The organism is Pseudomonas sp. 210_17 TE3656 (assembly GCF_054821965.1).
Genome location: NZ_JBTRBC010000001.1, coordinates 1,745,880 through 1,771,542 on the forward strand (window position 1 = coordinate 1,745,880; position 25,663 = coordinate 1,771,542).

At 61.6% G+C, this 25,663-nt stretch carries 28 protein-coding genes and 1 pseudogene; 11 read left to right on the forward strand and 18 right to left on the reverse strand.

Annotated features, from left to right (window positions below; all coding sequences use genetic code 11):
- Positions 1-11 precede the first annotated feature (11 nt).
- Positions 12-1,304, reverse strand: a complete 1,293-nt coding sequence (gene fahA, locus ACVI9W_RS08285) for a fumarylacetoacetase (protein ID WP_461529721.1) — start codon at positions 1,302-1,304, stop codon at positions 12-14.
- A gap of 3 nt (positions 1,305-1,307) precedes the next feature.
- Complete coding sequence (gene hmgA, locus ACVI9W_RS08290; RefSeq protein ID WP_461529722.1) at positions 1,308-2,609, reverse strand: homogentisate 1,2-dioxygenase; 1,302 nt, start codon at positions 2,607-2,609, stop codon at positions 1,308-1,310.
- A gap of 173 nt (positions 2,610-2,782) precedes the next feature.
- Here hmgA and ACVI9W_RS08295 point away from each other — a divergent pair, with 173 nt between their 5' ends.
- Positions 2,783-3,568 carry an IclR family transcriptional regulator gene (locus ACVI9W_RS08295; protein ID WP_038614630.1) on the forward strand — a complete coding sequence of 262 codons (786 nt, stop codon included), beginning with the start codon at positions 2,783-2,785 and terminating at the stop codon, positions 3,566-3,568.
- 385 nt (positions 3,569-3,953) lie between these two features.
- Here ACVI9W_RS08295 and ACVI9W_RS08300 read toward each other — a convergent pair whose 3' ends face one another.
- The 5 genes from ACVI9W_RS08300 to ACVI9W_RS08320 form a co-directional block, all read right to left on the reverse strand.
- Entirely contained in the window at positions 3,954-4,304 is a 351-nt protein-coding gene (locus ACVI9W_RS08300; protein ID WP_038614631.1) for a hypothetical protein, read from the reverse strand.
- A gap of 75 nt (positions 4,305-4,379) precedes the next feature.
- The gene (locus tag ACVI9W_RS08305) at positions 4,380-5,294 is read right to left on the reverse strand and encodes an SDR family oxidoreductase (protein ID WP_461529723.1); all 915 of its coding nucleotides are present in this window, start codon (positions 5,292-5,294) and stop codon (positions 4,380-4,382) included.
- 128 nt (positions 5,295-5,422) lie between these two features.
- On the reverse strand, positions 5,423-6,328 hold the full coding sequence (locus ACVI9W_RS08310) for an alpha/beta fold hydrolase (protein WP_461529724.1): 906 nt from the start codon (positions 6,326-6,328) through the stop codon (positions 5,423-5,425).
- Positions 6,329-6,514: 186 nt separating this feature from the next.
- Positions 6,515-7,201 (reverse strand): LrgB family protein, encoded by a 687-nt coding sequence (locus ACVI9W_RS08315; protein WP_157194143.1) that lies wholly within the window; start codon positions 7,199-7,201, stop codon positions 6,515-6,517.
- Positions 7,191-7,577, reverse strand: coding sequence for a CidA/LrgA family protein (locus ACVI9W_RS08320; protein WP_157194145.1), 387 nt, complete (start codon positions 7,575-7,577; stop codon positions 7,191-7,193). The genes ACVI9W_RS08315 and ACVI9W_RS08320 overlap by 11 nt, the downstream gene beginning before the upstream one ends.
- A 97-nt stretch (positions 7,578-7,674) precedes the next feature.
- Here ACVI9W_RS08320 and ACVI9W_RS08325 point away from each other — a divergent pair, with 97 nt between their 5' ends.
- Positions 7,675-8,562, forward strand: coding sequence for a LysR substrate-binding domain-containing protein (locus ACVI9W_RS08325; protein ID WP_461529725.1), 888 nt, complete (start codon positions 7,675-7,677; stop codon positions 8,560-8,562).
- Here ACVI9W_RS08325 and ACVI9W_RS08330 read toward each other — a convergent pair whose 3' ends face one another.
- Positions 8,563-9,018: a flavodoxin gene (locus ACVI9W_RS08330; protein WP_038614638.1), complete on the reverse strand. Its 456-nt coding sequence runs from the start codon at positions 9,016-9,018 to the stop codon at positions 8,563-8,565.
- Positions 9,019-9,158: 140 nt separating this feature from the next.
- On the opposite strand from ACVI9W_RS08330, the gene ACVI9W_RS08335 reads away from it, so the two are divergent.
- Positions 9,159-9,617: a PAS domain S-box protein gene (locus tag ACVI9W_RS08335; RefSeq protein WP_191833625.1), complete on the forward strand. Its 459-nt coding sequence runs from the start codon at positions 9,159-9,161 to the stop codon at positions 9,615-9,617.
- Between the two features lie 71 nt (positions 9,618-9,688).
- Positions 9,689-10,306 (forward strand): hypothetical protein, encoded by a 618-nt coding sequence (locus ACVI9W_RS08340; RefSeq protein ID WP_461529726.1) that lies wholly within the window; start codon positions 9,689-9,691, stop codon positions 10,304-10,306.
- On the opposite strand, the gene ACVI9W_RS08345 is transcribed toward ACVI9W_RS08340, so the two are convergent.
- Entirely contained in the window at positions 10,291-11,241 is a 951-nt protein-coding gene (locus ACVI9W_RS08345; protein WP_461529727.1) for a MerR family transcriptional regulator, read from the reverse strand. The genes ACVI9W_RS08340 and ACVI9W_RS08345 overlap by 16 nt on opposite strands.
- Positions 11,242-11,465: 224 nt before the next feature.
- Here ACVI9W_RS08345 and ACVI9W_RS08350 point away from each other — a divergent pair, with 224 nt between their 5' ends.
- From ACVI9W_RS08350 to ACVI9W_RS08365, 4 genes are read left to right on the forward strand one after another with little or no spacing between them, the layout of a single operon-like run.
- Complete coding sequence (locus tag ACVI9W_RS08350; RefSeq protein ID WP_422416519.1) at positions 11,466-12,035, forward strand: antibiotic biosynthesis monooxygenase; 570 nt, start codon at positions 11,466-11,468, stop codon at positions 12,033-12,035.
- Positions 12,036-12,090: 55 nt separating this feature from the next.
- Entirely contained in the window at positions 12,091-12,789 is a 699-nt protein-coding gene (gene folM, locus ACVI9W_RS08355) for a dihydromonapterin reductase (protein WP_157194159.1), read from the forward strand.
- 24 nt (positions 12,790-12,813) lie between these two features.
- Positions 12,814-13,110, forward strand: a complete 297-nt coding sequence (locus tag ACVI9W_RS08360) for a DUF1244 domain-containing protein (RefSeq protein ID WP_133216756.1) — start codon at positions 12,814-12,816, stop codon at positions 13,108-13,110.
- A complete protein-coding gene (locus ACVI9W_RS08365) occupies positions 13,103-13,441 on the forward strand; it encodes a HopJ type III effector protein (protein WP_461529728.1) in 339 nt (112 codons plus the stop codon). Before ACVI9W_RS08360 ends, ACVI9W_RS08365 begins: the two co-directional genes overlap by 8 nt.
- Here the strand turns inward: ACVI9W_RS08365 and ACVI9W_RS08370 are convergent.
- From ACVI9W_RS08370 to ampD, 6 genes and pseudogenes are all read right to left on the reverse strand, one after another.
- Positions 13,428-14,375 carry an alpha/beta hydrolase family protein gene (locus ACVI9W_RS08370; protein WP_461529729.1) on the reverse strand — a complete coding sequence of 316 codons (948 nt, stop codon included), beginning with the start codon at positions 14,373-14,375 and terminating at the stop codon, positions 13,428-13,430. The two genes, ACVI9W_RS08365 and ACVI9W_RS08370, sit on opposite strands and share 14 nt — an antisense overlap.
- A gap of 60 nt (positions 14,376-14,435) precedes the next feature.
- Positions 14,436-15,635 (reverse strand): enoyl-ACP reductase FabV, encoded by a 1,200-nt coding sequence (gene fabV / locus ACVI9W_RS08375; RefSeq protein ID WP_461529730.1) that lies wholly within the window; start codon positions 15,633-15,635, stop codon positions 14,436-14,438.
- 170 nt (positions 15,636-15,805) lie between these two features.
- Positions 15,806-16,519: a methyl-accepting chemotaxis protein gene (locus ACVI9W_RS08380; protein ID WP_461531805.1), complete on the reverse strand. Its 714-nt coding sequence runs from the start codon at positions 16,517-16,519 to the stop codon at positions 15,806-15,808.
- Positions 16,520-16,660: 141 nt separating this feature from the next.
- A pseudogene (locus ACVI9W_RS08385) lies at positions 16,661-17,803 on the reverse strand (HAMP domain-containing protein); the annotation flags it as partial.
- Positions 17,804-17,992: 189 nt separating this feature from the next.
- Positions 17,993-18,826 carry a regulatory signaling modulator protein AmpE gene (ampE, locus tag ACVI9W_RS08390; protein ID WP_157194167.1) on the reverse strand — a complete coding sequence of 278 codons (834 nt, stop codon included), beginning with the start codon at positions 18,824-18,826 and terminating at the stop codon, positions 17,993-17,995.
- Positions 18,823-19,389: a 1,6-anhydro-N-acetylmuramyl-L-alanine amidase AmpD gene (gene ampD / locus ACVI9W_RS08395; RefSeq protein ID WP_191833635.1), complete on the reverse strand. Its 567-nt coding sequence runs from the start codon at positions 19,387-19,389 to the stop codon at positions 18,823-18,825. Before ampD ends, ampE begins: the two co-directional genes overlap by 4 nt.
- Before the next feature lie 195 nt (positions 19,390-19,584).
- Between ampD and nadC the strand changes: the two genes are divergently transcribed.
- Positions 19,585-20,433 carry a carboxylating nicotinate-nucleotide diphosphorylase gene (gene nadC, locus ACVI9W_RS08400; protein WP_107023688.1) on the forward strand — a complete coding sequence of 283 codons (849 nt, stop codon included), beginning with the start codon at positions 19,585-19,587 and terminating at the stop codon, positions 20,431-20,433.
- A gap of 65 nt (positions 20,434-20,498) precedes the next feature.
- Here nadC and trxB read toward each other — a convergent pair whose 3' ends face one another.
- Positions 20,499-21,455, reverse strand: coding sequence for a thioredoxin-disulfide reductase (trxB, locus tag ACVI9W_RS08405; RefSeq protein WP_461529731.1), 957 nt, complete (start codon positions 21,453-21,455; stop codon positions 20,499-20,501).
- Between the two features lie 135 nt (positions 21,456-21,590).
- Complete coding sequence (locus ACVI9W_RS08410) at positions 21,591-22,190, reverse strand: peroxiredoxin (RefSeq protein ID WP_010223549.1); 600 nt, start codon at positions 22,188-22,190, stop codon at positions 21,591-21,593.
- A gap of 266 nt (positions 22,191-22,456) precedes the next feature.
- On the opposite strand from ACVI9W_RS08410, the gene cysZ reads away from it, so the two are divergent.
- Positions 22,457-23,182 (forward strand): sulfate transporter CysZ, encoded by a 726-nt coding sequence (cysZ, locus tag ACVI9W_RS08415; RefSeq protein WP_342623255.1) that lies wholly within the window; start codon positions 22,457-22,459, stop codon positions 23,180-23,182.
- A gap of 2 nt (positions 23,183-23,184) precedes the next feature.
- Here the strand turns inward: cysZ and ACVI9W_RS08420 are convergent, their stop codons facing one another.
- Entirely contained in the window at positions 23,185-24,126 is a 942-nt protein-coding gene (locus tag ACVI9W_RS08420) for a LysR family transcriptional regulator (protein ID WP_461529732.1), read from the reverse strand.
- 116 nt (positions 24,127-24,242) lie between these two features.
- Between ACVI9W_RS08420 and ACVI9W_RS08425 the strand changes: the two genes are divergently transcribed.
- The gene (locus tag ACVI9W_RS08425) at positions 24,243-25,583 is read left to right on the forward strand and encodes an amidohydrolase (protein WP_461529733.1); all 1,341 of its coding nucleotides are present in this window, start codon (positions 24,243-24,245) and stop codon (positions 25,581-25,583) included.
- Positions 25,584-25,663 lie beyond the last annotated feature (80 nt).

Here is a 25,663-nt window from a genome sequence, read left to right on the forward strand (position 1 = left end):
GCCCTGCCCTCTTACCTGGCTGGAAGAACCTTACCGCGGCACTCACCGAAACCGATCGATGCCACACCCTCACGCACGCAACGGGCACGCAGAATGATCTCGTCACCGTCCTCAAGGAACTTGCGCACTTCACCCGACGCCAGTTGCACCGGTTCTTTGCCGCCCTGGGTAATTTCCAGCAGGCTGCCGAACTGGCCAGGCTGGGCGCCCGACAAGGTACCGGAACCAAACAGGTCACCCGGCTGCAGCTGACAACCGTTGACACTGTGGTGAGCGACCATCTGCGCGACGGTCCAGTACATGCTTAAAGTATTGCTCAAGGTCAGACGATGGGCCGGCAGGTTTTGCTCGCGCATGCGCTCGGTCAGCAGCAACACTTCCAGTTCGATATCAAAAGCACCGGCAGCCTGATCGCGTTTGTCCAGCAGGTACGACAGCGGCTGCGGATCACCTTCAGGACGCGCCGGCTGAGCGCAGCGGAAAGGCTCCAGCGCTTCGGCGGTCACCACCCAGGGGGAAACCGTCGAGATGAAGCTTTTCGACAGGAACGGGCCGAGCGGCTGGTATTCCCAGGCCTGGATGTCACGCGCAGACCAGTCGTTGAGCAGGCAGAAACCGGCAATGTGCTCGGCCGCTTCGGCGACCGGAATCGAATCGCCCATCTCGTTGCCCTGGCCAATCCAGATGCCCAGCTCCAGCTCGTAGTCCAGACGCGCGCAGGGGCCGAAGCTTGGCTCGCTCTGCCCGGCTGGCAGGGTCTGGCCTTTCGGTCGGCGCACGTCGGTGCCGGACGGGCGAATGGTCGAAGCACGGCCGTGATAACCGATCGGCACATATTTGTAGTTGGGCAGCAGCGGGTTGTCCGGGCGGAACAGCTTGCCAACGTTCTTGGCGTGCTCAATGCCTACATAGAAATCGGTGTAGTCGCCGATCTGGGCCGGCAGGTGCAGTTGGCACTCGGCGCTGGCCAGCAGCAGTGGCTTGAGTGCCGCCTGATGCTCGCTGTGCTCGCCGAGCAATTCCAGCAGACGCTCGCGCAGTGCCACGCGGGCCACACGGCCCAGCGCAAAGTAAGCATTCAGGGCACCACCACGGGTGGCCTCGACGGCGGCACGCGCCTGGCCCTCGAACAGACCGGCAGCCAGCGCGCCTTCAAGGTCGAGAATCGCATCGCCAATGGCCACGCCACAGCGCTTGGCCTGATCCTTGTGCGTGAAGATCCCCAGCGGCAGGTTCTGCAGCGCAAAATCGCGATGCCCGTTGGCGTGTTCGACCCAACTGCGGGCAATAGCGGACTGATTCATGGGTTATCTCCGATTCGGGGTGAAGGTGCTCGGCAACGAGGCCCAGCAACTATCGTAGTCGGCCTGCAGCTGCGGGCACTCAAGAGCATGGCGGCTCGGACGCAGCACCTGGCTGGTCTCGAACATGAACGCCATGGTGTTGTCGATCTTGTTTGGCGCAAGTTCGACGGCGATGGCCTTGGCGCAGGTTTCCGCATCCGGGCCATGGGCGCTCATGCAGCTGTGCAGGGACGCGCCGCCGGGCAGGAAGCCTTCGGCCTTGGCATCGTATTCGCCCTTGATAAGGCCCATGAACTCGTTCATCAGGTTGCGGTGGAACCAAGGCGGGCGGAAAGTGTTCTCGGCCACCATCCAGCGTGGCGGGAAGATCACGAAGTCGAGGTTGGCCATGCCCGGCACACTGGTCGGCGAGGTGAGCACGGTGAAAATCGACGGGTCCGGGTGGTCGAAGCTGACCGTGCCGATGGTGTTGAAACGGCGCAGGTCGTATTTGTACGGCACGTTGTTGCCATGCCAGGCAACCACGTCCAGCGGCGAATGATTGAGCTCGCAGCCCCACAGTTCACCGAGGAACTTCTGCACCAGCTGCACCGGGCCCTGATGATCCTCATAGTGCGCTACCGGCGTGAGGAAATCCCGAGGATTGGCCAAGCCGTTGCTGCCAATCGGTCCCAGGTCCGGAATACGCATGGGTGCGCCATGGTTCTCGGCGATGTAGCCGCGGGCCTGGCTGTCGAGCAACTCGACCCGGAACTTCAAACCGCGCGGCACCACGGCGATTTCCAGCGGTTCGACTTCCAGCATGCCCAGCTCGGTGACCAGGCGCAGGCGGCCCAGCTCCGGCACCAGCAGCAGTTCACCGTCGGCGTTGAAGAACACCCGCTGCATGGAGCGGTTCGCGCAGTAGTTGTAGATGCTGATTCCGGCAGGTTTCTCGCTGCCGGAATTGGCCGCCATGGCGACCCAGCCGTCAATGAAGTCGGTCGGCTCGCTCGGGATGGCCTGCGGGCTCCAGCGCAAGCGATTGGGCGTCACCGCGCCCAGCGGACCACCGGCCAGCTGCCGCTCCAGGCGCTCGAAGCGCGGATGCAGGGCAGACGGACGGATGCGATACAGCCAGGTGCGGCGCATCTCGCTGCGAGTCATGGTGAAGGCGGTGCCGGAGAACAATTCGGCGTACAGGCCGTAAGGTGCCTTTTGCGGCGAGTTCTGCCCAACCGGCAGGGCGCCGGGCAAGGCTTCGCTGGCGAATTCGTTGCCGAAGCCGCTCAGATAATCGAGGACGGGGGTGCTGTCGAGGTTCATCGAGCCTCCGGGCCCAGTGCAGGCCGGTTGATGGCAGTTGGCTGCGCGCCGTTCACGCTAGCAACACTTCTGCGTTATTTTTATCGTAATTGCATTACGCATAACGTAATTTGATTGGCGAAGACCGTCAAGCTATAAAGACGCCCACCTGGACTACCCGGATCGAATGCACCATGGCCAAAGCCAGCTCCCCCGCCGATAACACTGGCAAACAGAAGGTCCGCTCGGCCGAAGTCGGTACCGACATCCTCAAGGCCCTGGCCCAGCTGTCACCCTCGACTTCACTGTCGCGCCTGGCCGAACATGTCGACATGCCGGCAAGCAAGGTGCATCGCTATTTGCAGGCGCTGATTGCCAGCGGATTCGCAGAGCAGAACCCGGCCACCAACCACTATGGCCTGGGCCGTGAAGCCTTGCGCGTGGGCCTTGCTGCCCTGGGCGGGATGGACGTATTGAAAGTCGCGGCCTTGCCGTTGTCGCAATTGCGCGACGCGCTCAACGAAAGCTGCTTTGTTGCCGTGTGGGGTAACCAGGGGGCAACGGTGGTCAACATCGAGCCGGCAGTCCGCGCAGTGACCGTCGTTACCCAGATCGGCTCGGTACTGCCACTGCTCAGCTCCTCGACCGGACTGGTGTTCGGTGCCTACCTGCCGGAGCGCGAGACGGTCGAGCTGCGTGACCAGGAGCTGGCTGCCCTGGGACACAGCGCCAGCGAATACGAGGCGCTGTTTGCCACAATCCGTCAGCGTGGCCTGCACCATGTCCATGGCTTGCTGATGCCTGGCGTCGATGCACTCTCGGCTCCCGTGTTCAATGCCTTTGGCCAGATCGTTGCGGTATTGACCGTGGTCGGCCCGACGTCGATTTTCCATGCCGACGAACAGGGCCCGGCAGCGCAGCAATTGCTGGCAGCGGCGCAGATGATCAGCTGGCGCATGGGCTACGAACAAGCCCCTTGATTTGCTTACAAAGGCTCACACTCATTCACGAGATGCTGCGCTAGAGTGCGCAGGCTGCACTGTTGCCAGAGGCGCAACAGTGAATGTCACAATTGGCTATTTTTCCTTCCGGGTCAGCCGCTTATTCTATTTGCAGCTGGACCGCGCCATCACTGGCAGCCTCTCTGGCCCGGGCATTTCAGGCGTGTACACCCCGCCTCCCGGCAACGGGTTCACCGACGTTGATTTTGAAGCTCCTTGATCTACGTCTTACTTGGCCGCTGCACTGCAGCGGCCTTTTTTATGGCTGGAATATCTTGATTGGCTACACGGTGGGAGCGGGCTTGCCCCGCGATGCGATGTGCCTGACAAACCGCAATCGCGGGGCAAGCCCGCTCCTACCGGGTCACTCGTCCGCATCGTCAAAGTGAAACCGATGCAACAGCCGATGCGCGATGGGCGCCAGGATCAAGCCGATACTGGCGACGAACACCAACCCGACATATAAGCCATATGCGGCAAAGAACAGCTTGCCGCCAATGCTCTCGGGCAAGATCACCGGTCCTACGCCACCCAGCAACAAGGTGGCATTGAAGATCGCGTCGTGCAGGGGAATGTGCGGTTCGAAATACAGGTGCCCCAGCACACCGAAGAGGATCGAAGCGATCAGCAACAGGCAGGCCGCCAGGCCATGACGCATCAAGCGAAAGCGGAACTGGCGGGACGAAATGACCGCTTCGGTTCTGGACTCGTACATCCGGTGTGCTCCTGCATCGATCATGGCCGCCCAGCATAGGCATGAGCATCCGGCGACCACAACCTCAGGCAGTCCTCAGCGCGGCGGGAACTGCTGCAGATTGGCCATCATCTGTTGCAACGCCTCCAGGCTGTCACGCGGGTGTACGGCATCGGTAAAGTCGCCAATCGTCTGCCAGTTAGCTGCGACATCCTCAGGGCTGAAGCCCTGATGCGGGTCGAAACCCACGCCCAGGCTACGCTCCCAACGCACTTTACCGACCCAGCCGCCACCCACTTCGTACAGACCGCCGCTGTCCTGGCATTGCTCACTGCCCAGGTACACCACCAACGGGCTGACCAGTTCCGGCTTGAGCTGTTCGAATACCTGCGGTGGAATCAATCCTTCGGTCATACGGGTGCCACCGGTGGGGGCAATGGCGTTGACCAGAATGTTGTGTTTGCGTCCTTCAATGGCCAGGGTCCGGGTCAGGCCATAGAGCCCCAGTTTGGCCATGCCATAGTTGGCCTGGCCGAAATTGCCATAGATGCCTGAGGTCGAGGCGGTGAATATCACCCGCCCCCAGTTCTGCTCGCGCAGATGCGGCCAGGCCGCACGGGTCACTTTGTAGGCGCCTTCGACATGCACCTGGTAGACCTGCTCCCAGTCGCTGTCTTCCATTTTGTGGAAGGTCTTGTCGCGCAGGATCCCGGCATTGTTGATCAGCACATCGACCCGGCCAAAGCTATCCAGTGCCTGCTCGACAATACGCGCCCCGTCGGCCACCGAATCATGGTTGGCCAGCGCCGTGCCACCCGCTTCACGAATCTGCGCCACCACCCGGTCGGCCGCAGAGGCGCTGGCGCCTTCGCCATGGGTCGAGCCGCCCAGATCATTGACCACCACCCGCGCACCGTGGCGGGCAAACAGCAAGGCATGTGCCCGGCCCAGGCCGCCGCCAGCTCCGGTGACAATCACCACTTTATCGTCCAGGCGCACAGAATCGCTCATGCTCAACACTCCAGGGAAATCAGCAGGAATGCCCGAGTGTCGGCCAGCACCGGCCAGCGCACAATCAAGCGGGCACAGGGTGAATGGCAGGCGATAAGGCCGGAAGATGATGCAGCGGGCCTGGCCCCTCAGGACCAGGCCACCTTCTGCGCAACAGGCTCCAGAGCTTGCTGGCGAAAAGCCAGATAGTGGCGCAGCACCTGTACCGGCGCTTCGGTATGGGGGTAATGGCCGATGCCTGGCAGCAGCACGGTATCGGGATTCGGCACCAGCTCCCGATAGCGTTCGTGCATGTGGGCGCCGGAAACCGGATCGACCGCACCATTGATGAAACGCAGGCGCACACCCTCTTTTTGCAGGGCAGGGACCCAGCGTTCGCGATGGAGCGCACGCTCGGGCACATAGCAAGCCAACTTGTGCAGGATCCGCGTGCCGCGGTTCGACGCAACCAGGCTCCAGTAGTCATCCAGCGCGCTTTCGCTGGGATGCGTGCACGGTCCGTAGATCTGGGTGACATGCCGCACCAGGTCGTCGCGCCCGAACGAACGCGCCACCAGCCAGCCCAGACGACTGAGCAACAGCTTCTGGATCAGCAACGCTCGATGGCACTCAGGAAACAGCCCGCCATTGAGAAACACACAGCTGGCGATGTTCGCCTGCCCTTCATGGTGGCGCGCCAGCAGCTCCTGGGAGACGCTGTCACCATAATCATGAGCGAGCAGGTGCACCGGCTGATCGACCTTCAGGTGCTCAAGCAAGGCCTGTTGCAGATCGGCCTGTTCGATCAGGCTGTAAAGGTGATGCACAGGCTTGGCCGAATCGCCAAAACCGAGCATGTCACAGGCTATCACCCGGTATCGCTGGGCCAGTGGCGCCCACAGGTAATGCCAATCCCAGCTTGCCGTGGGAAATCCGTGGATAAGCAGCAGCGGCTCGCCTTGCCCTGCCGTCCAGTAGCGAATGGTCTGACCGCGGAAGGTAAAACTCAAGCCCCGGGTACGCCAGACACATAATGGAATCTCGGCCAGAGACATCAGCGTGGCCTCGCTGAATAGCAGACGGTCGTGTTGAGCAAGGCATCAGTTGCGATCATTGCAATCACCTCGGCACATTCGTGTGCTCTACTGTGGTGCAGTCTAGTCAGCACACAGGCAAAGGTAAGTTGCATTGGCAGCCAGCTTATTGACTCTGTGAGTCAGGCAGCAAAATAGCGAGCCGTGTCACACCATCAAGGTCAGCAGCGGCGCCGCACACAGGTTGAGCAGACCGGTGAGGACCATGACCAGGCCGGCCACAGAACCCTCCTCGCCGCCCACTTCATGGGCCCGGCTGACCCCGGCACCATGCGCCCCGACGCCGAACAGCGCGCCACGGGCCAAGGGTGTGCGCAACGGCAGGAATTTGAGCAGTACGCCGCCGAACATGGCGCCCAGCACTCCGGTAAACATCACGAAAACCGCGGTCAGTTCCGGTACCCCACCCAGGTCCCGGGCCAGTGGCATGGCAAAGGGCGTGGTGATCGAGCGCGGCAACAGCGACAGGCTCACCGCGTTATCCAGCGACAACAGATGCGCCAGGCCCCAGGAGCTGGCAATCGATACCGTGCTGCCCACCAGCATGCCCAGGCTCAATGCTGGCCAGTGACGCGCCAGCAACGCCCGCTGCTGCCAGATCGGCACGGCGAAGGCCACCGTCACCGGCCCCAGCACCGACATCAACCAGTGCGTGTCGCGCGCATACTCGGCATAGGCGGTGTTCAGCGGGACGGCAACCGCCAGCAGCACCAGCGGCACCAGGATCAGTGGCGACAACAGGTAACGACCGGTTCGCCGGTACAACCAGCGGCTGCCCAGATAGGCCAGCAGGGTCAGGGCCAGCCAGAACAGCGGCATGGGCTCAAGTGTCATGGCGCATGCTCCAGCGGCACACCCACTCCACGGTCAGCGCCGTCAGCACCATGACCAGCAAAGTGCTGACGCCAATCACCAGCAGAATCCGCCAACCCTCATCGCGCAGCAGGCTACCGTAGTCGAGCAGGCTCATCAGCGCAGGAATGAAGAACAGCAGCATTTCAGCCATCAGCAAGCCGGCGCCCAGCTGCAAGGCCGCCGGTTTCAGCCAGCCCAGGGCAAACGCCAGCAACAACAGCGCCAGGCCCATGACCCCTGCCGGAATGGGCCAATCCAGCCAGGCTGCCAACTGGCCACCGAGCATATAAAGCACGAGAAATACCGCCAGCTCGACGAGCAGGCGCAGGAGACGTTTGACGGGTGTGGGTTTCATCGCGGGGGACCTCTTCAGAACTGTATTCTAGAAGCCCCTTCTCCACGCTAAAAACGAATTGTTAGACTGACTTCCATTCCACAATGGAATTTCGATCATGGAACTCAAACAACTGCGCAGCTTCATTGAAGTGATCCACCGCGGTGGCTTCACCCAGGCCTCCCATACCTTGCACATCAGCCAGTCGGCGGTAAGCAAGCAGGTGGCCCAGCTGGAACAGGACCTGGGCGTGCCGCTGCTGGAACGTCAAGGCTCACAGCTGCACCTGACCGCCGCCGGCAAGATCGTCCTGGAACGCGGCGAAACCATGCTGCGCCTGCGCCAGGAGCTGCAGAACGAACTCGATGACCTGAGCCAGCTGGAGCGCGGTGAACTGCGCCTGGGCCTGCCGTTGCTGGGCAGCGACGCGCTGTTTGCCCGGCTGTTCGCCGAGTACCGTCGACGTTATCCGAACATCACCATTCACCTGCTTGAAGGTGGCAGCCGCAGCGTCGAGCAAGCGGTACTGAGTGGCGAACTGGAGCTGGGCGGCAGCCTGACCCCGAACGATCCGGCGTTCGCGTTCCAGCCGTTCTGCAATGAAGCGCTCGATGCCCTGCTGCCCATCGATCACCCCCTGGCCGGGGCCGCTCAGGTCAGCCTGGCGCAATTGGCCGATACGCCGTTTCTGCTCTATCAGCGCAGCTTCGTGCTCAATGACCGACTGCTCAGCGCATGTCAGCAATTGGGGTTTACCCCGAGGGAAGGCGGACGTAGCGGCCAGGCCGACTTTCTCGCCGCCCTGGTCGCCGCAGGCCAGGGCGTTGTCCTGTTGCCCAGCGTGGTGGCGCGGGGCCTGGAACGGCCCGGTGTGGTGCGCCTGACCCTGAGCGAACCGACCGACCTGCGTTGGGATATCGCCTTCATCTGGCGCCAGGGCGCCTACTTGTCACGGGCCGCCCAGGCCTGGCTGCAATTGCTGCGCGAGCAACCGCAGGCAGTGTGATCAGCCGCGCAGTTTGCCGATCAGCTCAGCCAGCCAGGGCTCGGCGTCGGTTTCCGGGGTGACGGTTTCGCTGGCATCCAGACGCAGCATCGGCTGCACTTCATTGATGCCCAGTTCGGCGAACAATTCACGCATCTGCTCACCGCCGCCACAGAAAGTGTCGCCGTAGCTGGAGTCGCCCAGACCGATCACGGCCCCGGGAAGACCACGCCAGGCGGCGGGCAGCACGTCACGAATTTCACTGAACAGCGGGATCAGGTTATCGGGCAGCTCGCCCATGCCGGTAGTCGAGGTCACTGCCAGGAAGGCTTCGGGGGCAAAGCCCTGGAGGTCTTGCAAAGTGGCACGGGCAGCGTGCCAGGCCTCGAACCCTGCGGCTTTGAGCAACGATTCGGCATGCCGTGCGACTTCTTCGGCGGTGCCGTAGACCGAACCGGAAAGGATGGCGACTTTCATAGTGGGTTCCGTAACTGAGTAAAAACGTAGGATACTAACATTGGACACTGGCAAAAGGCCTCATTCTCCCTGTGTGAGGTCCGAACCAATCATCTAGAATCAGCCTCCGTGCCCACTCAACTACCTTGCGGACCTCGCCGATGATCAACGCCACCCTGCTGCAACGCATGATTGATGCCTCCAACGACGGCATCGTGGTCGCCGAACAGGAAGGTGATGACGACACCATCCTGCTCTATGTGAACCCGGCATTCGAGCGCCTGACCGGCTATGACGCCAACGACATCCTCTACCGCGACTGCCGTTTCCTGCAGAACGACGACCGTAATCAAGAGGCGCGCGCACTGATCCGCCAAGCCCTCAAGGATGGCCTGCCGAGCCGGGAAATCCTGCGCAACTACCGCAAGGACGGCAGTGCGTTCTGGAACGAGCTGTCGATCACTCCGGTGCTCAACGAAGCCGACAAACGCAAGTATTTCATCGGTATCCAGAAAGATGTCAGCCGTCAGGTCGAGGCCGAACAGCGGGTACTCGAGCTGGAACGCGAACTAGCACAGGCGCGGGCACGCATTGCCGAACTGGAAGGCGACGAACGGTAAAAACAAAACCGCCGTTTGGCTGTCCATGACGGTGAAGAATTGCATTCACAACTGACTTTTCGAGTTCGACCATGCAAGCAAATGCCCTCCTGACCCAGGACGAGCTGGACTTCATCAGGTCCATGCAACATACGTCACAGCCCTCCGCGGCTGAGTCGGTGTCGCGCCTGATGGTCAATGGCGGCAGCGAAATCAAAGACCTGCTGACCCGGCTGATTGCCCAGGAGCAGGTCACCTTGCAGGCGCAATTCGACAACCATCAGATGACCTTTCCCCTGCACCTGGTCGAGGACGAGTTCCATTCCCTGCAGCTGCAGCTGGGCGCACCGCACATCTATGAAGAAGGCCCGATGGTACGTCCATGGCGCCTGACCCTCGAATCGCCGGTAGCGCTGGAAGACGAGCTGGGCCTGAGTACCGGCCTGTGGGTAAAGGAAATTTCGTTCAAGGGTGTGCTGCTGGAAGTTCGCGACCAGCCCAAACCACCGAGCTCTTTCGACCTCTGGTTCGCCCCCGACAATTGTGAGCCCATCGCCTTGCACGGTGTCTTGCAGCGGCGTACTGGCAAGAGCCTGGCCGCCTATAACCTGAGTGAGAGCAAGCACCCGGAGATCGAACGGCTACGCGAGTACATCCTCCAGGCCCACCGTCAGGCCCATCCGGAGTTGCATCCTCAGCTGTCCAGGTGACCGGCCAGGTACTGCTGCAAGCGCCGACGCATCAAACGCCCTTCACTGCCCAGACACGCGACCTGCGAGCCGATCAGGCTGCCCTGGGCCAGGTCCGCAGCCTCTCCAGCCAGCAGTAACGGACACTCCAGTGCCAGGGCCAGACGGGCCAGGCGCTTGGGCAGGTCTTGCGCCGGTGGATGATTGGAAAACAGCACCAGGGCATGCGGGTTCATGCGCTCACAGACCAGGCTGAGTTCCTCCACAGGCTGGCCCAGCCCCAATACCGTCACGCCGATTTCACTGGTGCCCAGCAACAGGGCCGTCACCAGCAGTTCCAGCTCGTGGCAATGCCCGGGAATCGCCGTGAGCACCACCCTGACCTCCTGCTGGTCAGCAGACAGTTGCAAACGCTGCAACACCCGTCCACGCAGGAACCCATCGAGAAACAGCCATTCGCTGAGGTGGCCGAAGGCGTCCTGGGTGCAGCGCAATTCCTGCCAGACCGGCAACAGGATGTCCTGGAATGCCACCACCAGTGGATAACTGCTGAACACCTGGCCGTAGACCTGCTCCAGGCGCCGCTCATCGAACGCTCTTACCACTTGGCGCAACTGCAGCTGCCATTGTTTGAAGTCGTCCTGGGACGCCTGGCTGTGCGCTGCTTCAGTCTGCGGTTTTACGCTCTGGCTGCGGGCAAGAATCTTGCCGACCTTGCTGACCGCCACCCCCCGTTCGATCCAGCCGAGGATGTTGCGGACTTCGTCGATATCGGCCTGGGAATACAGCCGGTGCCCACTTTCGGTGCGCGTGGGCTGAATGAGCCCATAACGACGCTCCCAAGCGCGCAAGGTGACCGGGTTGATACCTGTCAGACGGGACACTTCGCGAATGGGGAACAGCTCCTCATGAGCGAGATCACCGGGGTTCAACGAAGGCTGGGCAGGTTCAAGCATTGCCGGAAAACCACGATTCTTGGGGGATGACGGCCATTCTACTCCGGGCAGTAGGTAGCGACCATTGGCATTTGTCCGGGCTGGCAAGCGCTCAGCACTGACGAGTCAGGTTATTTCAGGAATAATCCGTGCCCGCTTTTTGCATGCAAGCAGATGCCGTCCACCACCCCGGACGCATTTCATGGGCCGGCCACCCGCCACGCCCAGTTGCCAGGAGATACACAATGTCTACCCCTCCCGTTACCTTGATGGTGACGCGCCGTGTCGCCGAAGGCCGCTATCAGGATCTGATGAGCTGGCTGCACGAAGGCGAACAACTGGCCACCGACTTTACCGGCTACCTGGGCTCCGGCGTCCTTGCGCCACCGCCGCAGGGTGACGAGTTTCAGATCATCTTCCGCTTCACCAGCGAGCAGACCATGCAGGCCTGGGAGCACTCGGCCTCGCGCAAGGCCTGGCTGGATCGCGGCAACGGCCTGTTCGAGCAACCGCAAGAGCTGCGCGCCAGCGGCCTGGACGGATGGTTTGGCAGCAATCCGGTGCAACGCCCACCGCGCTGGAAACAAGCCGTGGCAATCTGGCTGGCGTTCTTTCCGGTCTCGCTGTTGTTCAACCTGTTGTTCGGCCACTGGCTCAGTGCCCTCGACCTGCTGCCACGGATCCTCCTCAGTACGCTGGGGCTGACACCGTTGATGGTGTACTTCTTCATTCCGCTGTCGACCCGTTTGCTGGCCAACTGGCTCAATGCCCCGACGCGCGGCTGTGGGCCGCAGGGTGCGCGCAACCCGGCCTAGTTCGGGTATGCTGGGGGTTATCCAAGCGAACCTGTAAAAGTTGACCGCCCCCACCATGAACAGCCCAATTCTTGTCACCGGAGCCAGCCAGCGAGTCGGACTGGCGTTGGCCCTGAACCTGGCGCAGGCCGGCCATACTGTGGTCAGCGCCAGCCGTAGCAAAAGCCCTGAGGCTGCGCACCCGAATATCATCCAGTTCCAGGCCGACCTGTGCCGGGAAGAGGACCGCCAGGCCCTGATCGACCACCTGAAGAGCAACTATGACGGCCTGCGGGCAATCATTCACAACGCCTCGTTGTGGCTCGATGACGATCTGGCCAACCTCAACACCATGTTCAAGCTGCATGTCGAAGCGCCCTACCACCTGAACCTGGCGCTGGGCGAGCAACTGCTGAAGATGGCCAAGGCCGATATCATCCACATCTGCGACGAGACCTCCTCGCGCGGCAGCAAGAGCCATATCGGCTATGCCGCGACCAAGGCTGCGCTGCAGAATATGGTCCTGTCTTTTGCCGAAAAATACGCGCCGGTGGTCAGGGTCAACGCGATCCTGCCGGGGCTGCTGATCCTCAAGGAAGGCGGCGACGAAGCTTATCGGCAGCAAACCCTGAAAAAGGCCCTGCTGGAATTCGAGCCGGGCGCTCAACCGCTGATCGAGGCGGTGCAGTTTCTCCTCGACAGCCAGTACAGCACCGGCAGCAACGTGGTCATCAACGGTGGCCGCCACCTGAAAAACCGCATCGCGGTAGACTGAATTGTCCTTGTCACGAGAATGACCATGAACGACCAACAGAAACTTGAGCTCGAAGCCGCGGCCTTCCGCCGCCTGGTGGCTCACCTGGACAGCCGCAAGGATGTACAGAACATCGACCTGATGAACCTTTCCGGGTTCTGCCGCAACTGCCTGTCGAAGTGGTACAAGGCCGCGGCCGACGAGCGTCAGATCGAGCTAAGCATGGATGAGGCCCGCGAAGTGGTCTACGGCATGCCTTACGCCGAGTGGAAAGCCCAATACCAGAAAGAAGCCAGCGCCGAACAGCAAGCGGCGTTCGCCAAAGGAAAGCCCAATGACTGATCTGAACACCCTGCGCACCAGCCTGAAGTCCGGCGAACATCAGTTTGCCGACACCCTGGCCTTCATCGCCGCGAACTACGACTACCAGCCGCAGGCGTTCACCAACGGAGGCGTGGAAAACGCCGCCGGACAGAACGAAGGTTCGTGCAAGACCCTGGGCCTGGCCCTGCTCGAAGGCCTCAGCGATGAAGAAGCGCTGCTGGCATTCGGCGAACACTACCGCTCGGTACTGGCCACCCCGGAAGGCAGCGACCATGGCAACATTCGCGCGCTGATCGAGCACGGCCTGGCCGGGGTGAAGTTCTCCGCCCAGCCGCTCAAGGCTCGCTAAGCGTCAGCACGCGCCCTGGCACGTCGTCGGCCAGTTGTCCCTGTTGCAACCACTGCAGGGCAATTGGCCAGAGCCGGGCCTGAAAGCGGCTGTGGAAAAAGGCGAAATGGCCGATCTGCACTTCGTCGATATCACCAGGTGCAATGCGCAAATGGCTGCGCGGGCTAGACCTGAAGTAGCCCAGTAGCCGCTCGATCGCCGCGACCGTACCAAAGGGATCGTCGGTCAGACTGATCGCCAGCGTCTGTGCCGTCACCTGAGCAAACGGCAAATCAACCAGCGCCTTGCCGCTGGGGCGCAGCTCGTAAGCCGCCGTCAGCGTGCTCCAGTCCTTCACCACCCCTGCCGGGGTGTCTTCCAGCCAACCCAGGCGCTTGCCGGGGAAATAGCCGAACAGCCGGGTCAGCAACGGCATGAGCACATGCCACTTGCCAAACAGTTGCCAGCGACTGTCACTGGCATAGTCCCGCCAGTAGGCGAACTGCGCGCCGACCGTAACCAGCCTGCGCAACTGCGCGGACGATGGCGCCAGCCCTGCGGCACAACCGCCAAAACTGTGGCCGACGACATCAACGGGTTGCCCGGGAAACTCGCGAGCAGCGCGTTGCAGCATGGCCTCGAAATCCAGCGCCCCCCAGTCCGTCCAGGAAGCCTCGAAGTGGCGCATGACAGCCGGGCGCGACTCGCCGATGCCGCGATAGTCATAGGTCATGACATCGAAGCCGTGGCTGAACAGGTACTGGGCAAAACGCGCGTAATAGCTGCAGCGCACCGAAGTGGCCGCGTTGATGATCACCACCGCACGCGTGCTGTCCGGCAGTTGGTGGCGCCAACAAAAGCCGCCAAGGGGATAACCATCGCCTGCTCGCTCACAAAACGCGTGTGCCGTGTTGCTGGCGGCTGGCAGAGGTGGAAATGTTTCGAGGCTGCTCATAGGGGAACCTCAAACAGTCGCCACCCCTGAGCGAACACAGGGGCGGCGACGATGGTTTGGTTACAGCTCGATGCAGTCAAACTTCACGTCGGTGGCGACGTCGGCGTCATAGTCGACATCCGCACGCTCGAAGCCGAACAGGTTGAGGAACTGCTTCTTGTAACCGGCGTAGTCGGTCATTTCAAACAGGTTCTCGGTGGTGACCTGAGGCCACAGGGCCTTGCAGGCATCCTGCACGTCATCACGCAGTTCCCAGTCGTCCAGACGCAGACGGCCTTCTTCGTCCAGTGCTGCTGGCGCGCCATCTTCACGATACAGACGGTCACGGAACAGACGGTCGAGCTGGTCCTGAGTGCCTTCGTGAACGTTCTTTTCCTTCATGATCTTGAAGACCATCGACAGGTACAGCGGCATCACCGGAATGGCCGAGCTGGCCTGGGTGACAACCGACTTCAGCACGGCGACGTTGGCGCCACCTCCGACCTTGGCTTCCAGACGCTTGGCGGTTGCGTCCAGGTCCATCTTGGCCTTGCCCAGAGCACCGTGCCAGTAGATCGGCCAGGTGATTTCGGTGCCGATGTAGCTGAAGGCCACGGTGCGTGCTTGCGGCGCCAGTACACCCGCGGCATCCAGGGCATCAATCCACAGCTGCCAGTCCTGACCACCCATGACGGTCACGGTGTCGGCAATTTCTTGCTCGGTTGCCGGCTCGATGGACGCCTCGATGATGGTGTCTTTGTTGGTGTCGATAGCGGTCGACTTGTACGGCTGGCCAATTGGCTTGAGCGCCGAACGCACCAACTCGCCAGTCTGTGGCAGCTTGCGCACCGGCGAAGCCAGCGAGTAGACCACCAGATCGACCTGGCCGCCCATTTCGTTCTTGATCAGCTCGATGACCTTGGCCCGTGCTTCGTCGGAGAAGGCGTCACCGTTGATCGACTTGCTGTACAGGCCTTCGGCCTTGGCGAACTTGTCGAAGGCCGCGGCGTTGTACCAGCCGGCGGTGCCTGGCTTGGTCTCGGTGCCCGGCTTTTCGAAGAACACACCCAGGGTGTCGGCACCGAAGCCGAACGCTGCGGTGATGCGCGCCGCCAGGCCGTAGCCGCTGGAGGCACCGATCACCAGGACCTTCTTCGGACCATCCTTGCGCACGCCCTGCTTGCGGGTGGCTTCGATCTGATCACGTACGTTCAGCTCGCAACCGGTCGGATGCGTAGTGGTGCAGATAAAACCGCGAACTTTAGGGTGGATGATGGCCAATGTCTGTACCTCGTCAGTGAATGTGCTGAGGGAGCCGAATCGCGGGGACTCGAGGTTCCGTTGCTGTGAGGGTGAGACTACACCCGCGGCGTTGCCGACACATCCGGCTCCCTGGAATCCTTCAGGGCGCTACTTTGTCACAGCGTGGAAAAGTTCAGCAACCGCAGATCTCAGACCCTGAACGCGCCGATCAGGCGCTTGAGCTCCATTACCTGGGCTGACAGCTGGCGGCTGGCATCTTCAGTCTGGTGGGCACCCTGGGTGGTGTGTTCAGCGGCGCGGTTGATCTCGACAATATTCTGGTCGATGTCATGCGCGACAGCCGTCTGCTGCTCCACGGCAGCGGCAATCTGCTGGTTCTGGTCAACGATACCGCCGACCGCACCCAGAATGTTCTCCAGCGCCTGCTGCACCTGCTGCGACTGCCCGACCGTGCCGGCAGCCACCTGGTGACTGGCATCCATGGCCTTGACCGCCGCACCGACACCGCCCTGCAGGCGCGAAATCATCTGTTCGATTTCTTCGGTCGAATGCTGGGTGCGCTTGGCCAGGGTACGGACCTCGTCGGCCACCACGGCAAAGCCGCGTCCCTGCTCGCCGGCCCGTGCCGCCTCGATGGCCGCATTCAGGGCGAGCAGATTGGTCTGTTCAGCGATGCTTTTGATCACTTCCAGCACCCGGCTGATGGCCTGACTGTCGCTGGCCAACTGGTTGATCACCACCACCGACTGATCGATTTCGCCGGCCAGGCGCACGATGTTGCCTTGCTGGGATTCGACCAGGCCGCGGCCGCTGACGGTTTCCTGGTTGACGCTGTGGGCACTGTTTACAGCTGCTGCGGCACTGCGCGCCACTTCCTGGGCGGTGGCCGACATCTGGTTCATGGCGGTGGCGACCTGTTCGATCTGCCCGCGCTGGCCGCTGACCGCCTGATTGCTGCGTGCCGACACGGCATGCACCTGTTCGGCCTGGCGTTCGACTTCGACCACGGTGTGGCCCACCTGCTCGATCAGGTCATGAATGCGCCGCACGGTGCCGTTGAACACCTGGCCCAATTCACCCAGCTCATCACGGCTGCTGGCGCGGAAATTCACGGTCATGTCGCCAGCGGCAACCTTGTCCATGACCGCACCAAGGGTTTTCAGGGTATGCCGGGTCGAGGCGTAGAACCCGCTGTAGAGATAGACAATCAGCAAGAACACGCCCGCCAGGGCAGACACCAGCAGGATCATGTGCAAGCGGTGCTCGCCCAAGCGCTGTTGCAATTGCTGGTCGAGAAACTCGCCGGTAGCGGTGTTGAGCGCGTAAGTCTGCGCTATCAGGCTGCTGACCTGCTGATAAAACGCCGGCCACGGTGCATCGAGGCTTTCGGCCACCACCACCTGTTCTTCGAACAGCTCGCTGGCCTGTTTCAAGGAAGCCTGGCTACTGGCGGCCAGGCTGCCCAGACGCGCTTGCGCCCCAGGCTCAGTGGCCAAGGCATCCTGAACCCTGAGGGCATAATTGGCAGCAAGCTTGTCCAGGCGTTGCAGCAAATCCTCGAAGCGGGTGCTGACCGCGGAGTTGAGGAAGCCCTGGCCCAGGGAATAGGCGCCCATTGTCCGGCCTTCGCCAAGGGTCTGGGTGACTTCCGGGGTCACCGTGGTCATCAGTTCGGTGAGTTGGCGAATCGCCAGATCGCTGTCCTGGTTGAGTCCGGCCTGGCTGGCAATCATTTTGCTCAGCACCTGGGCCTGGCCCAGCAACTTGTCCAGGTAAGCCACCTTGCTCAGCAGCGACGACTCTGCCTGGGCAGCCTTGAGCTGGCTGAGCATTTCGTCGCGCTTGGCATGAAAATCCCTGGCCTGCTCTTCATCGGCAATGACTGCAGTCAGCCCCGCCAATCGCTTGAACACCTGCTGCTCAAGGTTGGCGATCTGCGCCTCGACATCCTGCGCTTTACCCGACTGGCCAAGCACGGCGTTGATCTGCACCAGGTTGCCCAGGGTTTCCAGGTCGCCACGCAAAGCCAGGCTGTCGGCCAGCAGCTCAAGGCTCTGCAGCTCGACCCGGGTAGCATGAAACTGTGCATAGGAATCGCGGACCAGATAAAAGTTGGTCACCAGCATGGGCAGGAAAAACAGGATACTAATCAGGCTGAATTTCATGCCGAAGCTCAACCGATTCATCAGCGCGATGGCCGGATACAACAGGCTCTTCACGGGTAGTCCCCTCCGATTCTTATTGTTCTGCGCGCACAATGGCACTAGGCCACTGATGATTATCACCAGTACCTGTATAACGCATATCGGAATGGGGTTTTGTAACTTAAGGTTAATCGATGGCAGGACAGACCAACGGCTGTCCTGCCCTCACCGTCAGCCCAGTACGGTCCACAAGGCAAAACAGGCATACCAGAGCACTGCCGAGCGCAGCAGCAGCTCCCACAGCGAGTCCAGCCCGACCAGCCCCTCAGGGCCCGCTGGCGCCCCCTTGGGCATCTCTCCGGCAACATGGCCGACGGCGGCGATCAGCCTCGGCGCACTGATGTTCCAGTGCAGCAGCTCATGCAGCATCACCCGGCTGACCGCAACAAAATTGCCGACCAGCGCAAAGCTCACCCCCAGCATCCGCACCGGTGCCCAGTCAAAGGCATGGCGCAATTGCCCGGCACGCTCACGCAGCGCTGGAGCATGGGCATGCTCGGCAGTCAGAGCGAGCAAGCGGTAGGCCAGCGCCGCGGCCGGTCCCAGCAGGACATACCAGAAAATCACCGCAAAGAAGCTTTGGTAGGCTTGCCACAGCAAGTGGCCCTGAACCCGTTCGAGCAGCGATGAGGCATCGTCTCCGCTAACGCCCAGGTCGCGCTCGGCGACATGCACTGCGGCCTGCTCGTCCCCCCGTCGCCAGGCATCGCGAAACGGTCCGAGGGAAGCTTTTACATCGCCTCGCCCCAGGCTGTAGATCAGCACCAACAGGTGCAGCGGCAGTGCCAACAAGCCATAGGCAACCGGTTCCAGCACCTGAAGCAGCAAAGCCAGCACGATCACCGGCAACAACACCAGGATCGACAACACCCACCACGGGTGGCCCTTGCCGTTGCGCTCCAGACGCGCAAGTTCGGTGCGAAAGAAACCATCGCGTTGCAGTCGCTGGCGCAGTGCCGAGAACTTCTCGACCCACAGCACCAGTAACAACACCAGAAAACTCATGATCTGTCCTCGTTGTCCTTGAGGGCCGCACGGTAGCGCGGCCAGTCGAAAGCCGGGCCCGGGTCGGTTTTGCGCCCCGGGGCGATATCGCTGTGGCCTTGAATCCGCTGTGCATCGATAGCCGGCCAGGCCGCCTGGATCTGCCGGGTCAGGCCCTGCAGCGCCTGATACTGAGCATCGGTGAAAGGCAGCTCGTCGGTGCCTTCCAGTTCGATACCGATGGAGAAGTCGTTGCACGCCTCGCGCCCGGCAAAGCAGGACACTCCGGCATGCCAGGCACGGTCCAGACAGGAGACAAACTGGGTGACCTTGCCGTCACGCTCGATCAGAAAATGCGCGGAGACGCGCAGATGCTTGATCCCTTCGAAGTAGGGGTGTTCGTTGGGGTCCAGGCGGTTCTGGAAAAATGCCTGGACCTTGCCGGTGGCAAACTGCGCCGGTGGCAGGCTGATGTTGTGAATCACCAGCAGGGAGATAACCTCACCTTCGGCACGGGCATTGAAATTCGGCGAAGGGCAATGGGTGATACCGGCGAACCAGCCTGTAGCGCGGTCCAGTTGCATAGAAGATCCTGAGGCACAAGAGCACGACCCCAGTATGCCCCGAGGCGTGACGGGATGCATCGTTAAAACGTGTGGTAATCCAGCGGGCCGGGCCCGACTGCAGATAAAGTACATATCGTATTATTTGCCAAATTCAAGACACTCGCCAACACCGGCTGCCCTATAATCGCGGGCACTTAGCTTGTGGAGCCTGCCATGCCGAATTTACGCCTCGCCGACCTGACCGCCGAAATCGAAGCCAACGTGCGCCGTGCGCTGCTTGAAGACATCGGCAGCGGCGACATCACCGCTCAACTGATCCCGGCCGAGCGCCTGGCCCAGGCCACCATCATTACCCGCGATGATTGCGTGATCGCCGGAACCGCCTGGGTCGACGCCGTGTTTCGCCAGCTCGATCCACGGGTGGCCGTGCACTGGCAGGTCAAGGATGGCGAGCGCGCGCAGGCCAACCAGGTGTTGTTTCACCTTGAAGGCCCGGCCCGCTCGCTGCTTACCGGCGAGCGTAGTGCGCTGAACTTCCTGCAGATGCTTTCGGGCGTGGCGACTCGCGCACAGTTCCTTGCCGACATGGTCGCCGACACCCAGGTCAAACTGCTCGACACCCGCAAGACCCTGCCGGGTCTGCGTCTGGCGCAGAAGTATGCGGTCACCTGCGGCGGTTGCCACAATCATCGCATCGGCCTGTTCGACGCCTTCCTGATCAAGGAAAACCACATTGCCGCCAGCGGCGGCATTGCCCAGGCCATCAACGCCGCGCACAAGATCGCCCCCGGCAAGCCGGTGGAGGTTGAAGTGGAAAGCCTCGACGAGCTCAAGCAAGCGCTGGATGCCGGCGCCGACATCGTCATGCTCGACGAGCTGAGCCTGGACGACATGCGCGAAGCCGTGCGCCTGAACGCCGGCAAGGCCAAGCTCGAAGCCAGTGGCGGGGTCAACGAAAGCACCCTGCGGGTGATTGCCGAGACCGGTGTGGACTACATCTCGATTGGTGCCATGACCAAGGATGTGAAGGCGGTGGATCTGTCCATGCGCCTCAGCCTCTGAGAGGAGCCATAAAAAAACCGGCCATCAGGCCGGTTTTTTTTACCCCGCGAGCGGGTCTATCAGAATCAGGCGTTCTGCAGACCATCCAGGTAACGCTCGACGTCCAGCGCCGCCATGCAGCCAGCACCGGCCGAGGTGATGGCCTGACGGTAAACGTGGTCAGCCACGTCGCCTGCGGCAAACACACCTTCGACGTTAGTGGCGGTGGCGTTGCCGTCACGGCCGCCGTTGACCACCAGGTAGCCGTCCTTGAGGGTCAGCTGGCCTTCGAACAGCGACGTGTTCGGGGTGTGGCCGATGGCGATGAACACACCGTCAACCTTGATTTCATCGAAACTGCCGTCGTTGTTCTTCAGGCGTGCACCGGTGACGCCCATGTTGTCGCCCAGTACTTCGTCCAGGGTGGCGTTGAGTTTCAGCTCGATCTTGCCTTCGGCCACACGGGCGTTGAGCTTGTCGATCAGGATCTTCTCGGCGCGGAAGGTCTCGCGGCGGTGCACCAGGGTGACCTTGCTGGCGATGTTGGCCAGGTACAGCGCCTCTTCGACGGCGGTGTTACCACCACCAACGACTGCAACCGGCTTATTGCGGTAGAAGAAGCCGTCGCAGGTGGCGCAAGCGGAAACGCCTTTGCCCATGAACGCTTCTTCCGACGGCAGGCCCAGGTAACGAGCGCTGGCACCGGTGGCGATGATCAGCGCATCGCAGGTGTAGGTGGCGCTGTCGCCTTTGAGGGTGTACGGCTTGCTCGCCAGGTCAACGGCGTTGATGTGGTCGAACACCACTTCGGTCTCGAAGCGCTCGGCGTGTTCCTGCATACGTTGCATCAGCGCCGGGCCGGTCAGGCCGTGGGCATCGCCCGGCCAGTTGTCGACTTCGGTGGTGGTGGTCAGCTGGCCGCCAGCCTGCATGCCGGTGATCAGCAGCGGCTTGAGGTTGGCACGCGCAGCGTAGACCGCAGCGCTGTAACCGGCAGGGCCGGAACCGAGGATAATCACTCGCGAATGACGTACTTCAGACATGTCACACTCCTCTCGGGCTGGCACTCACTGGCCAGTCCGGTAACGCCGGGATCGCCGGCTGGAATAAAAAAGAACCTGCGAAGCACTTGGGGAAGGCTTTTGGCCGCAGGTCCTGAAAATCGTTAAGCCTGAGCCTTACAGGCTGGCAGCGTTTTCCGCCAGGTAATCGGCAACGCCCTTGGCGTCAGCCTTCATGCCTTTCTGGCCTGGGCGCCAGCCGGCCGGGCAGACTTCACCGTGCTGTTCGGTGAACTGCAGGGCTTCGACGAGACGGATCATCTCGTCGACTTCACGACCCAGCGGCAGGTTGTTGACCACCTGATGCTGAACCACGCCTTGCTGGTCGATCAGGAACGAGGCACGCAGCGCCACGCCGTCATCGTGCTCGATACCGTAGGCACGGGTGATCTCGTGCTTGACGTCGGCAACCATGGTGAACTCGACAGCGCCGATCCCGCCCTTCTCAACCGGCGTGCTGCGCCAGGCGTGGTGGGTGAACTGCGAGTCGATCGAGACACCGACCACTTCCACACCCAGCTCACGGAATTTGTCCATGCGGTTGTTGTGGGCAATGATTTCAGACGGGCAGACAAAGGTGAAGTCCAGCGGCCAGAAGAACAGCACGACGTATTTGCCGCGCAGCGAAGAAAGCTTGAAGCTGTCGACGATCGAACCGTCGCCCAGTACCGCCGCCGCATCGAAATCAGGGGCTTGCTTGTTGACCAGAATGCTCATGAAAACTCCTTGAAGATTAGAATTCGAAGGCGTTGAAAAGATGTGCGCACTTTAGCGAGGCCGCAGAGATTAAGGAAATATCCTTAGACAATCCACCTTATAGGCCGCCTCTATTCATCTCCCGGGACGACGGTCGTTTGCCTATGAAGGTATGCCTCGCAGCCTGCCGAGCTTTTGTTACAGCCCGTGTCCCGGCTTGCGCCGCGCTTTCGTCAGCCGCTCAAACTCGGTAAGGTCAGCGCGTTTGCCTTTACCCGGAGTCCTCTATGCAAGCCCCTGTCCTCTCTGGCCCTCAGTACCTGCGCGAAGGACTGAAACTGGTCCTGAGCCCGAGCCTGCGCCTGTTCGTGTTGCTGCCGCTGGCAGTCAACCTGCTGCTGTTCGTCGGCCTGATCTATTTTGCCGGTCATCAGTTCAGCCTCTGGGTCGATTCGCTGATGCCCAGCCTGCCGAGCTGGCTGAGTTTTCTCAATTATGTGCTGTGGCCGCTGTTCGTGGCGCTGGTAGCGCTGATGGTGTTCTTCACCTTCACCATGCTCGCCAACATCATTGCCGCACCGTTCAATGGTTTTCTGGCGGAAAAGGTCGAAGTGGTGGTGCGTGGCACCGATGACTTCCCGGCGTTCAGCTGGGCCGAACTGATGGCCATGGTGCCGCGCACCCTGGGCCGCGAAATGCGCAAGCTGGGGTATTTCCTGCCCCGCGCGCTAGCGCTGTTCGTTCTCTCGCTGATCCCGGTGATCAACATTATCGCCGCCCCGTTGTGGCTGCTGTTCGGCATCTGGATGATGGCCATCCAGTACATCGACTACCCGGCGGACAACCACAAGATGAGCTGGCAGGACATGCTCGCCTGGCTGCGCGAAAAGCGCTGGCAGAGCCTGGGTTTTGGCGGCATCACCTACCTGGCGTTGATGATTCCCTTCGTCAACATCCTGATGATGCCGGCTGCGGTGGCGGGCGCCACGTTGTTCTGGGTGCGCGAGCGCTGACCTCACTGCGGCCGGTCGGCCGCCGCCTTGATCAGCTCGATGGCCTGCCGCGCAATCGGCGACAAGGTTCGTCCGGCGTGACAGACAATGGCACTGGCGATGCTGCAGCGGCCACCGGGAAAACCGGGCTGCAGCAACGCTCCCAGATCGTGGATCGCCCCCGTGCGCAGATCCTCTTCAAGCCAGGCTCGCCAGGTAAACAGCAACGCGTCGCTGCCCAGCGTCGTCCCGCGCAACAACTGCAGGTCATTGCAGCCCAGGTCCAGTGGCGCGACCGTGCCTTCGGCCAGCCCCAACAGTTCACGCAGGCGCGCTGGCGCTATCTCATCGAAAAGCACCGAGCTCCACGGATAGTCCAGAAGCTGCTGGCGACTGAGTGCTGACCTTTGCTGAATCAGTGGGTGATCGCCCCGGCAGAACACTGAAGCAGGCACCGCCGGCAACGGGGTGATATCGAATCGCGGATCGGACTGGCGGGCCGGGTCGCAGGTATAGGCAACGAAGAATTCGATTTGGTCCTGCTCCAGACGCTGCACCAGCTGATTCCAGTGATTGACCTCGACCTTCATCACCAGCTTGGGAAGGCGCTTGCGCAGCACGGTCAACGCATCCTGCAGGTACAGATTGGCCGCCATCATGCCGGCACCGAAATTCAACTCGCCGCCTTCTGCCTGGGCGATGTGATTCGCCTCGGCAAGCAGCCGCCCGGCACAACCGAGCAACTCCCGCCCGCTGGCCAACAGTTGCCGTCCGGCGGCGGTGAGCATCACCGAACGGGTGTCACGGTCGAACAGGCGTACCCCGAGATCGGTTTCCAGCGACTGAATGCTGCGGCTGAAGGCGGTCTGCGACAGGTTGGCTCGCTCGGCCGCACGGGAGAAGTGCAACTCCTCGCTGAGCAACACCAGATGGCGGATTCGCTTCAAATCTATTGATTCGGTCACTGCATCAATCCTTGATTATTTTTGCATTGGACGCACCAGGCATAGATACACAGACTTGATTGCCCATGCAACACAGCACCTTCAGAACAATAATTATCCGTACAAGGATTTACGCCATGCCTTTGCCTCTTCGCCCGAGCATTCTTGCCCTTGCCTATTTCAGTGCCCTCTCGGTACACGCTGCGCCAACCGACCTGAACACCCGCATCGACACCCTGGTAAAACAGGATGAAGGGCAGATGATCGAGCTGTTCAAACAGCTGCACCGCAACCCGGAGCTGGCCTTCCAGGAGAAGGAAACCGCCGCGCTGGTGGCCAAGGCCCTGCAAGCGCAGGGTTTTGAAGTGAAGACGGCGATAGGTACCACCGGCGTGGTGGGTATCCTGCGCAACGGCCCGGGGCCGGTGGTGATGTACCGCGCCGACATGGATGCCCTGCCGATCAAAGAGGCCACCGGCCTGCCCTATCAGAGCAGCAAGGTCACGCCCTGGCTCGGCAACCCCAGCCAGGCGGTGATGCATGCCTGTGGCCATGATGCGCATACCACCTGGTTGATCGAGGTGGCCAAGGTCATGAGCCAGCTCAAGGATCAGTGGTCAGGCACCCTGGTACTGGTCGCACAACCGGCGGAGGAGATCCTTGAAGGCGCCACCGCCATGGTCAATAACGGCCTCTACGACTTTGCCCCCAAGCCTGACGTACTGCTGGCCGCGCATGTGTCGCCGGTCTACCCGGCGGACAGCGTCGGCCTGCGCGAAGGGCCGCGCCTGGCCGGCACCGACCAGATCGACGTCGAGCTGCCCGGCATCGGCGGGCACGGATCGACCCCGCATGTGACCAAGGACCCGGTGGTGATGGGAGCCATGGCGGTCATGGGCTACCAGACCATCATCAGCCGCATGGTCGATCAGTCCAAACCTGCGGTACTCACCGTCGGCGCCTTTCAGGCCGGGGTCAATAACAACATCATCCCGGTCAGTGCCACGCTCAAACTCAACCTGCGCTGGTACGACGCACAGGTTCGCGAGCGGATGATAGACGGCATCAAATCGGTGACCAGCGGCGTGCTGGTGATGAACGACATGCCGGCCGATTACCAGGCCAAATACACCATGAAGGGCTATGCCACCCCGGTATTCAACGGCAAGGCGCAGACCGAGCTGGCCCAGGCGGCACTGGTGCAGCAGCTCGGTGCCGACAAGGTGCTGCCTGGCATGCCGCCGCTGATGGGCTCGGAGGACTTCCATATGCTGGCCAGCCCTTACCCGGATACCAAGGTGCTGTTCCTTGAGGTGGGCTCGGGCAAGCCTGACGTGTACAAGAACCTGGTCGAAAAGAAACAACTGCCGGCGGCGATGAACCATACACCCGGCTTTGTCGTTGAGCTGCCCGCTATCACCACCGGTGCGCGGGCAGTTACCGCGACATTGAGCGCATTCTTCAACAAACCGCTCTGAGGTCAGTCCCCCTTGTGGGAGCGGGCTTGCCCCGCGATTGCTTTCTGTCTGCCAGATCGCAATCGCGGGGCAAGCCCGCT

Excerpts from the sequence above, each read along its gene's own strand:
- ACVI9W_RS08330 (WP_038614638.1), bottom strand. The coding sequence starts at position 9,018 with ATGAAAGTCGCCATCCTTTCCGGTTCGGTCTACGGCACCGCCGAAGAA.
- ACVI9W_RS08310 (WP_461529724.1), bottom strand. The coding sequence starts at position 6,328 with ATGTCTCTGGCCGAGATTCCATTATGTGTCTGGCGTACCCGGGGCTTG.
- ACVI9W_RS08425 (WP_461529733.1), top strand. The coding sequence starts at position 24,243 with ATGCCTTTGCCTCTTCGCCCGAGCATTCTTGCCCTTGCCTATTTCAGT.
- ACVI9W_RS08370 (WP_461529729.1), bottom strand. The coding sequence starts at position 14,375 with ATGAGCAGCCTCGAAACATTTCCACCTCTGCCAGCCGCCAGCAACACG.
- folM (WP_157194159.1), top strand. The coding sequence starts at position 12,091 with ATGAACAGCCCAATTCTTGTCACCGGAGCCAGCCAGCGAGTCGGACTG.
- ACVI9W_RS08300 (WP_038614631.1), bottom strand. The coding sequence starts at position 4,304 with ATGTACGAGTCCAGAACCGAAGCGGTCATTTCGTCCCGCCAGTTCCGC.
- ACVI9W_RS08380 (WP_461531805.1), bottom strand. The coding sequence starts at position 16,519 with ATGAACCAGATGTCGGCCACCGCCCAGGAAGTGGCGCGCAGTGCCGCA.
- ampD (WP_191833635.1), bottom strand. The coding sequence starts at position 19,389 with ATGCAACTGGACCGCGCTACAGGCTGGTTCGCCGGTATCACCCATTGC.
- ACVI9W_RS08340 (WP_461529726.1), top strand. The coding sequence starts at position 9,689 with ATGCAAGCAAATGCCCTCCTGACCCAGGACGAGCTGGACTTCATCAGG.
- nadC (WP_107023688.1), top strand. The coding sequence starts at position 19,585 with ATGCCGAATTTACGCCTCGCCGACCTGACCGCCGAAATCGAAGCCAAC.
- ACVI9W_RS08305 (WP_461529723.1), bottom strand. The coding sequence starts at position 5,294 with ATGAGCGATTCTGTGCGCCTGGACGATAAAGTGGTGATTGTCACCGGA.
- ACVI9W_RS08295 (WP_038614630.1), top strand. The coding sequence starts at position 2,783 with ATGGCCAAAGCCAGCTCCCCCGCCGATAACACTGGCAAACAGAAGGTC.
- ACVI9W_RS08320 (WP_157194145.1), bottom strand. The coding sequence starts at position 7,577 with ATGAAACCCACACCCGTCAAACGTCTCCTGCGCCTGCTCGTCGAGCTG.
- ACVI9W_RS08345 (WP_461529727.1), bottom strand. The coding sequence starts at position 11,241 with ATGCTTGAACCTGCCCAGCCTTCGTTGAACCCCGGTGATCTCGCTCAT.
- ACVI9W_RS08365 (WP_461529728.1), top strand. The coding sequence starts at position 13,103 with ATGACTGATCTGAACACCCTGCGCACCAGCCTGAAGTCCGGCGAACAT.
- ACVI9W_RS08315 (WP_157194143.1), bottom strand. The coding sequence starts at position 7,201 with ATGACACTTGAGCCCATGCCGCTGTTCTGGCTGGCCCTGACCCTGCTG.
- hmgA (WP_461529722.1), bottom strand. The coding sequence starts at position 2,609 with ATGAACCTCGACAGCACCCCCGTCCTCGATTATCTGAGCGGCTTCGGC.
- ACVI9W_RS08335 (WP_191833625.1), top strand. The coding sequence starts at position 9,159 with ATGATCAACGCCACCCTGCTGCAACGCATGATTGATGCCTCCAACGAC.
- ACVI9W_RS08325 (WP_461529725.1), top strand. The coding sequence starts at position 7,675 with ATGGAACTCAAACAACTGCGCAGCTTCATTGAAGTGATCCACCGCGGT.
- cysZ (WP_342623255.1), top strand. The coding sequence starts at position 22,457 with ATGCAAGCCCCTGTCCTCTCTGGCCCTCAGTACCTGCGCGAAGGACTG.
- ampE (WP_157194167.1), bottom strand. The coding sequence starts at position 18,826 with ATGAGTTTTCTGGTGTTGTTACTGGTGCTGTGGGTCGAGAAGTTCTCG.
- ACVI9W_RS08410 (WP_010223549.1), bottom strand. The coding sequence starts at position 22,190 with ATGAGCATTCTGGTCAACAAGCAAGCCCCTGATTTCGATGCGGCGGCG.
- trxB (WP_461529731.1), bottom strand. The coding sequence starts at position 21,455 with ATGTCTGAAGTACGTCATTCGCGAGTGATTATCCTCGGTTCCGGCCCT.
- fahA (WP_461529721.1), bottom strand. The coding sequence starts at position 1,304 with ATGAATCAGTCCGCTATTGCCCGCAGTTGGGTCGAACACGCCAACGGG.
- ACVI9W_RS08360 (WP_133216756.1), top strand. The coding sequence starts at position 12,814 with ATGAACGACCAACAGAAACTTGAGCTCGAAGCCGCGGCCTTCCGCCGC.
- ACVI9W_RS08350 (WP_422416519.1), top strand. The coding sequence starts at position 11,466 with ATGTCTACCCCTCCCGTTACCTTGATGGTGACGCGCCGTGTCGCCGAA.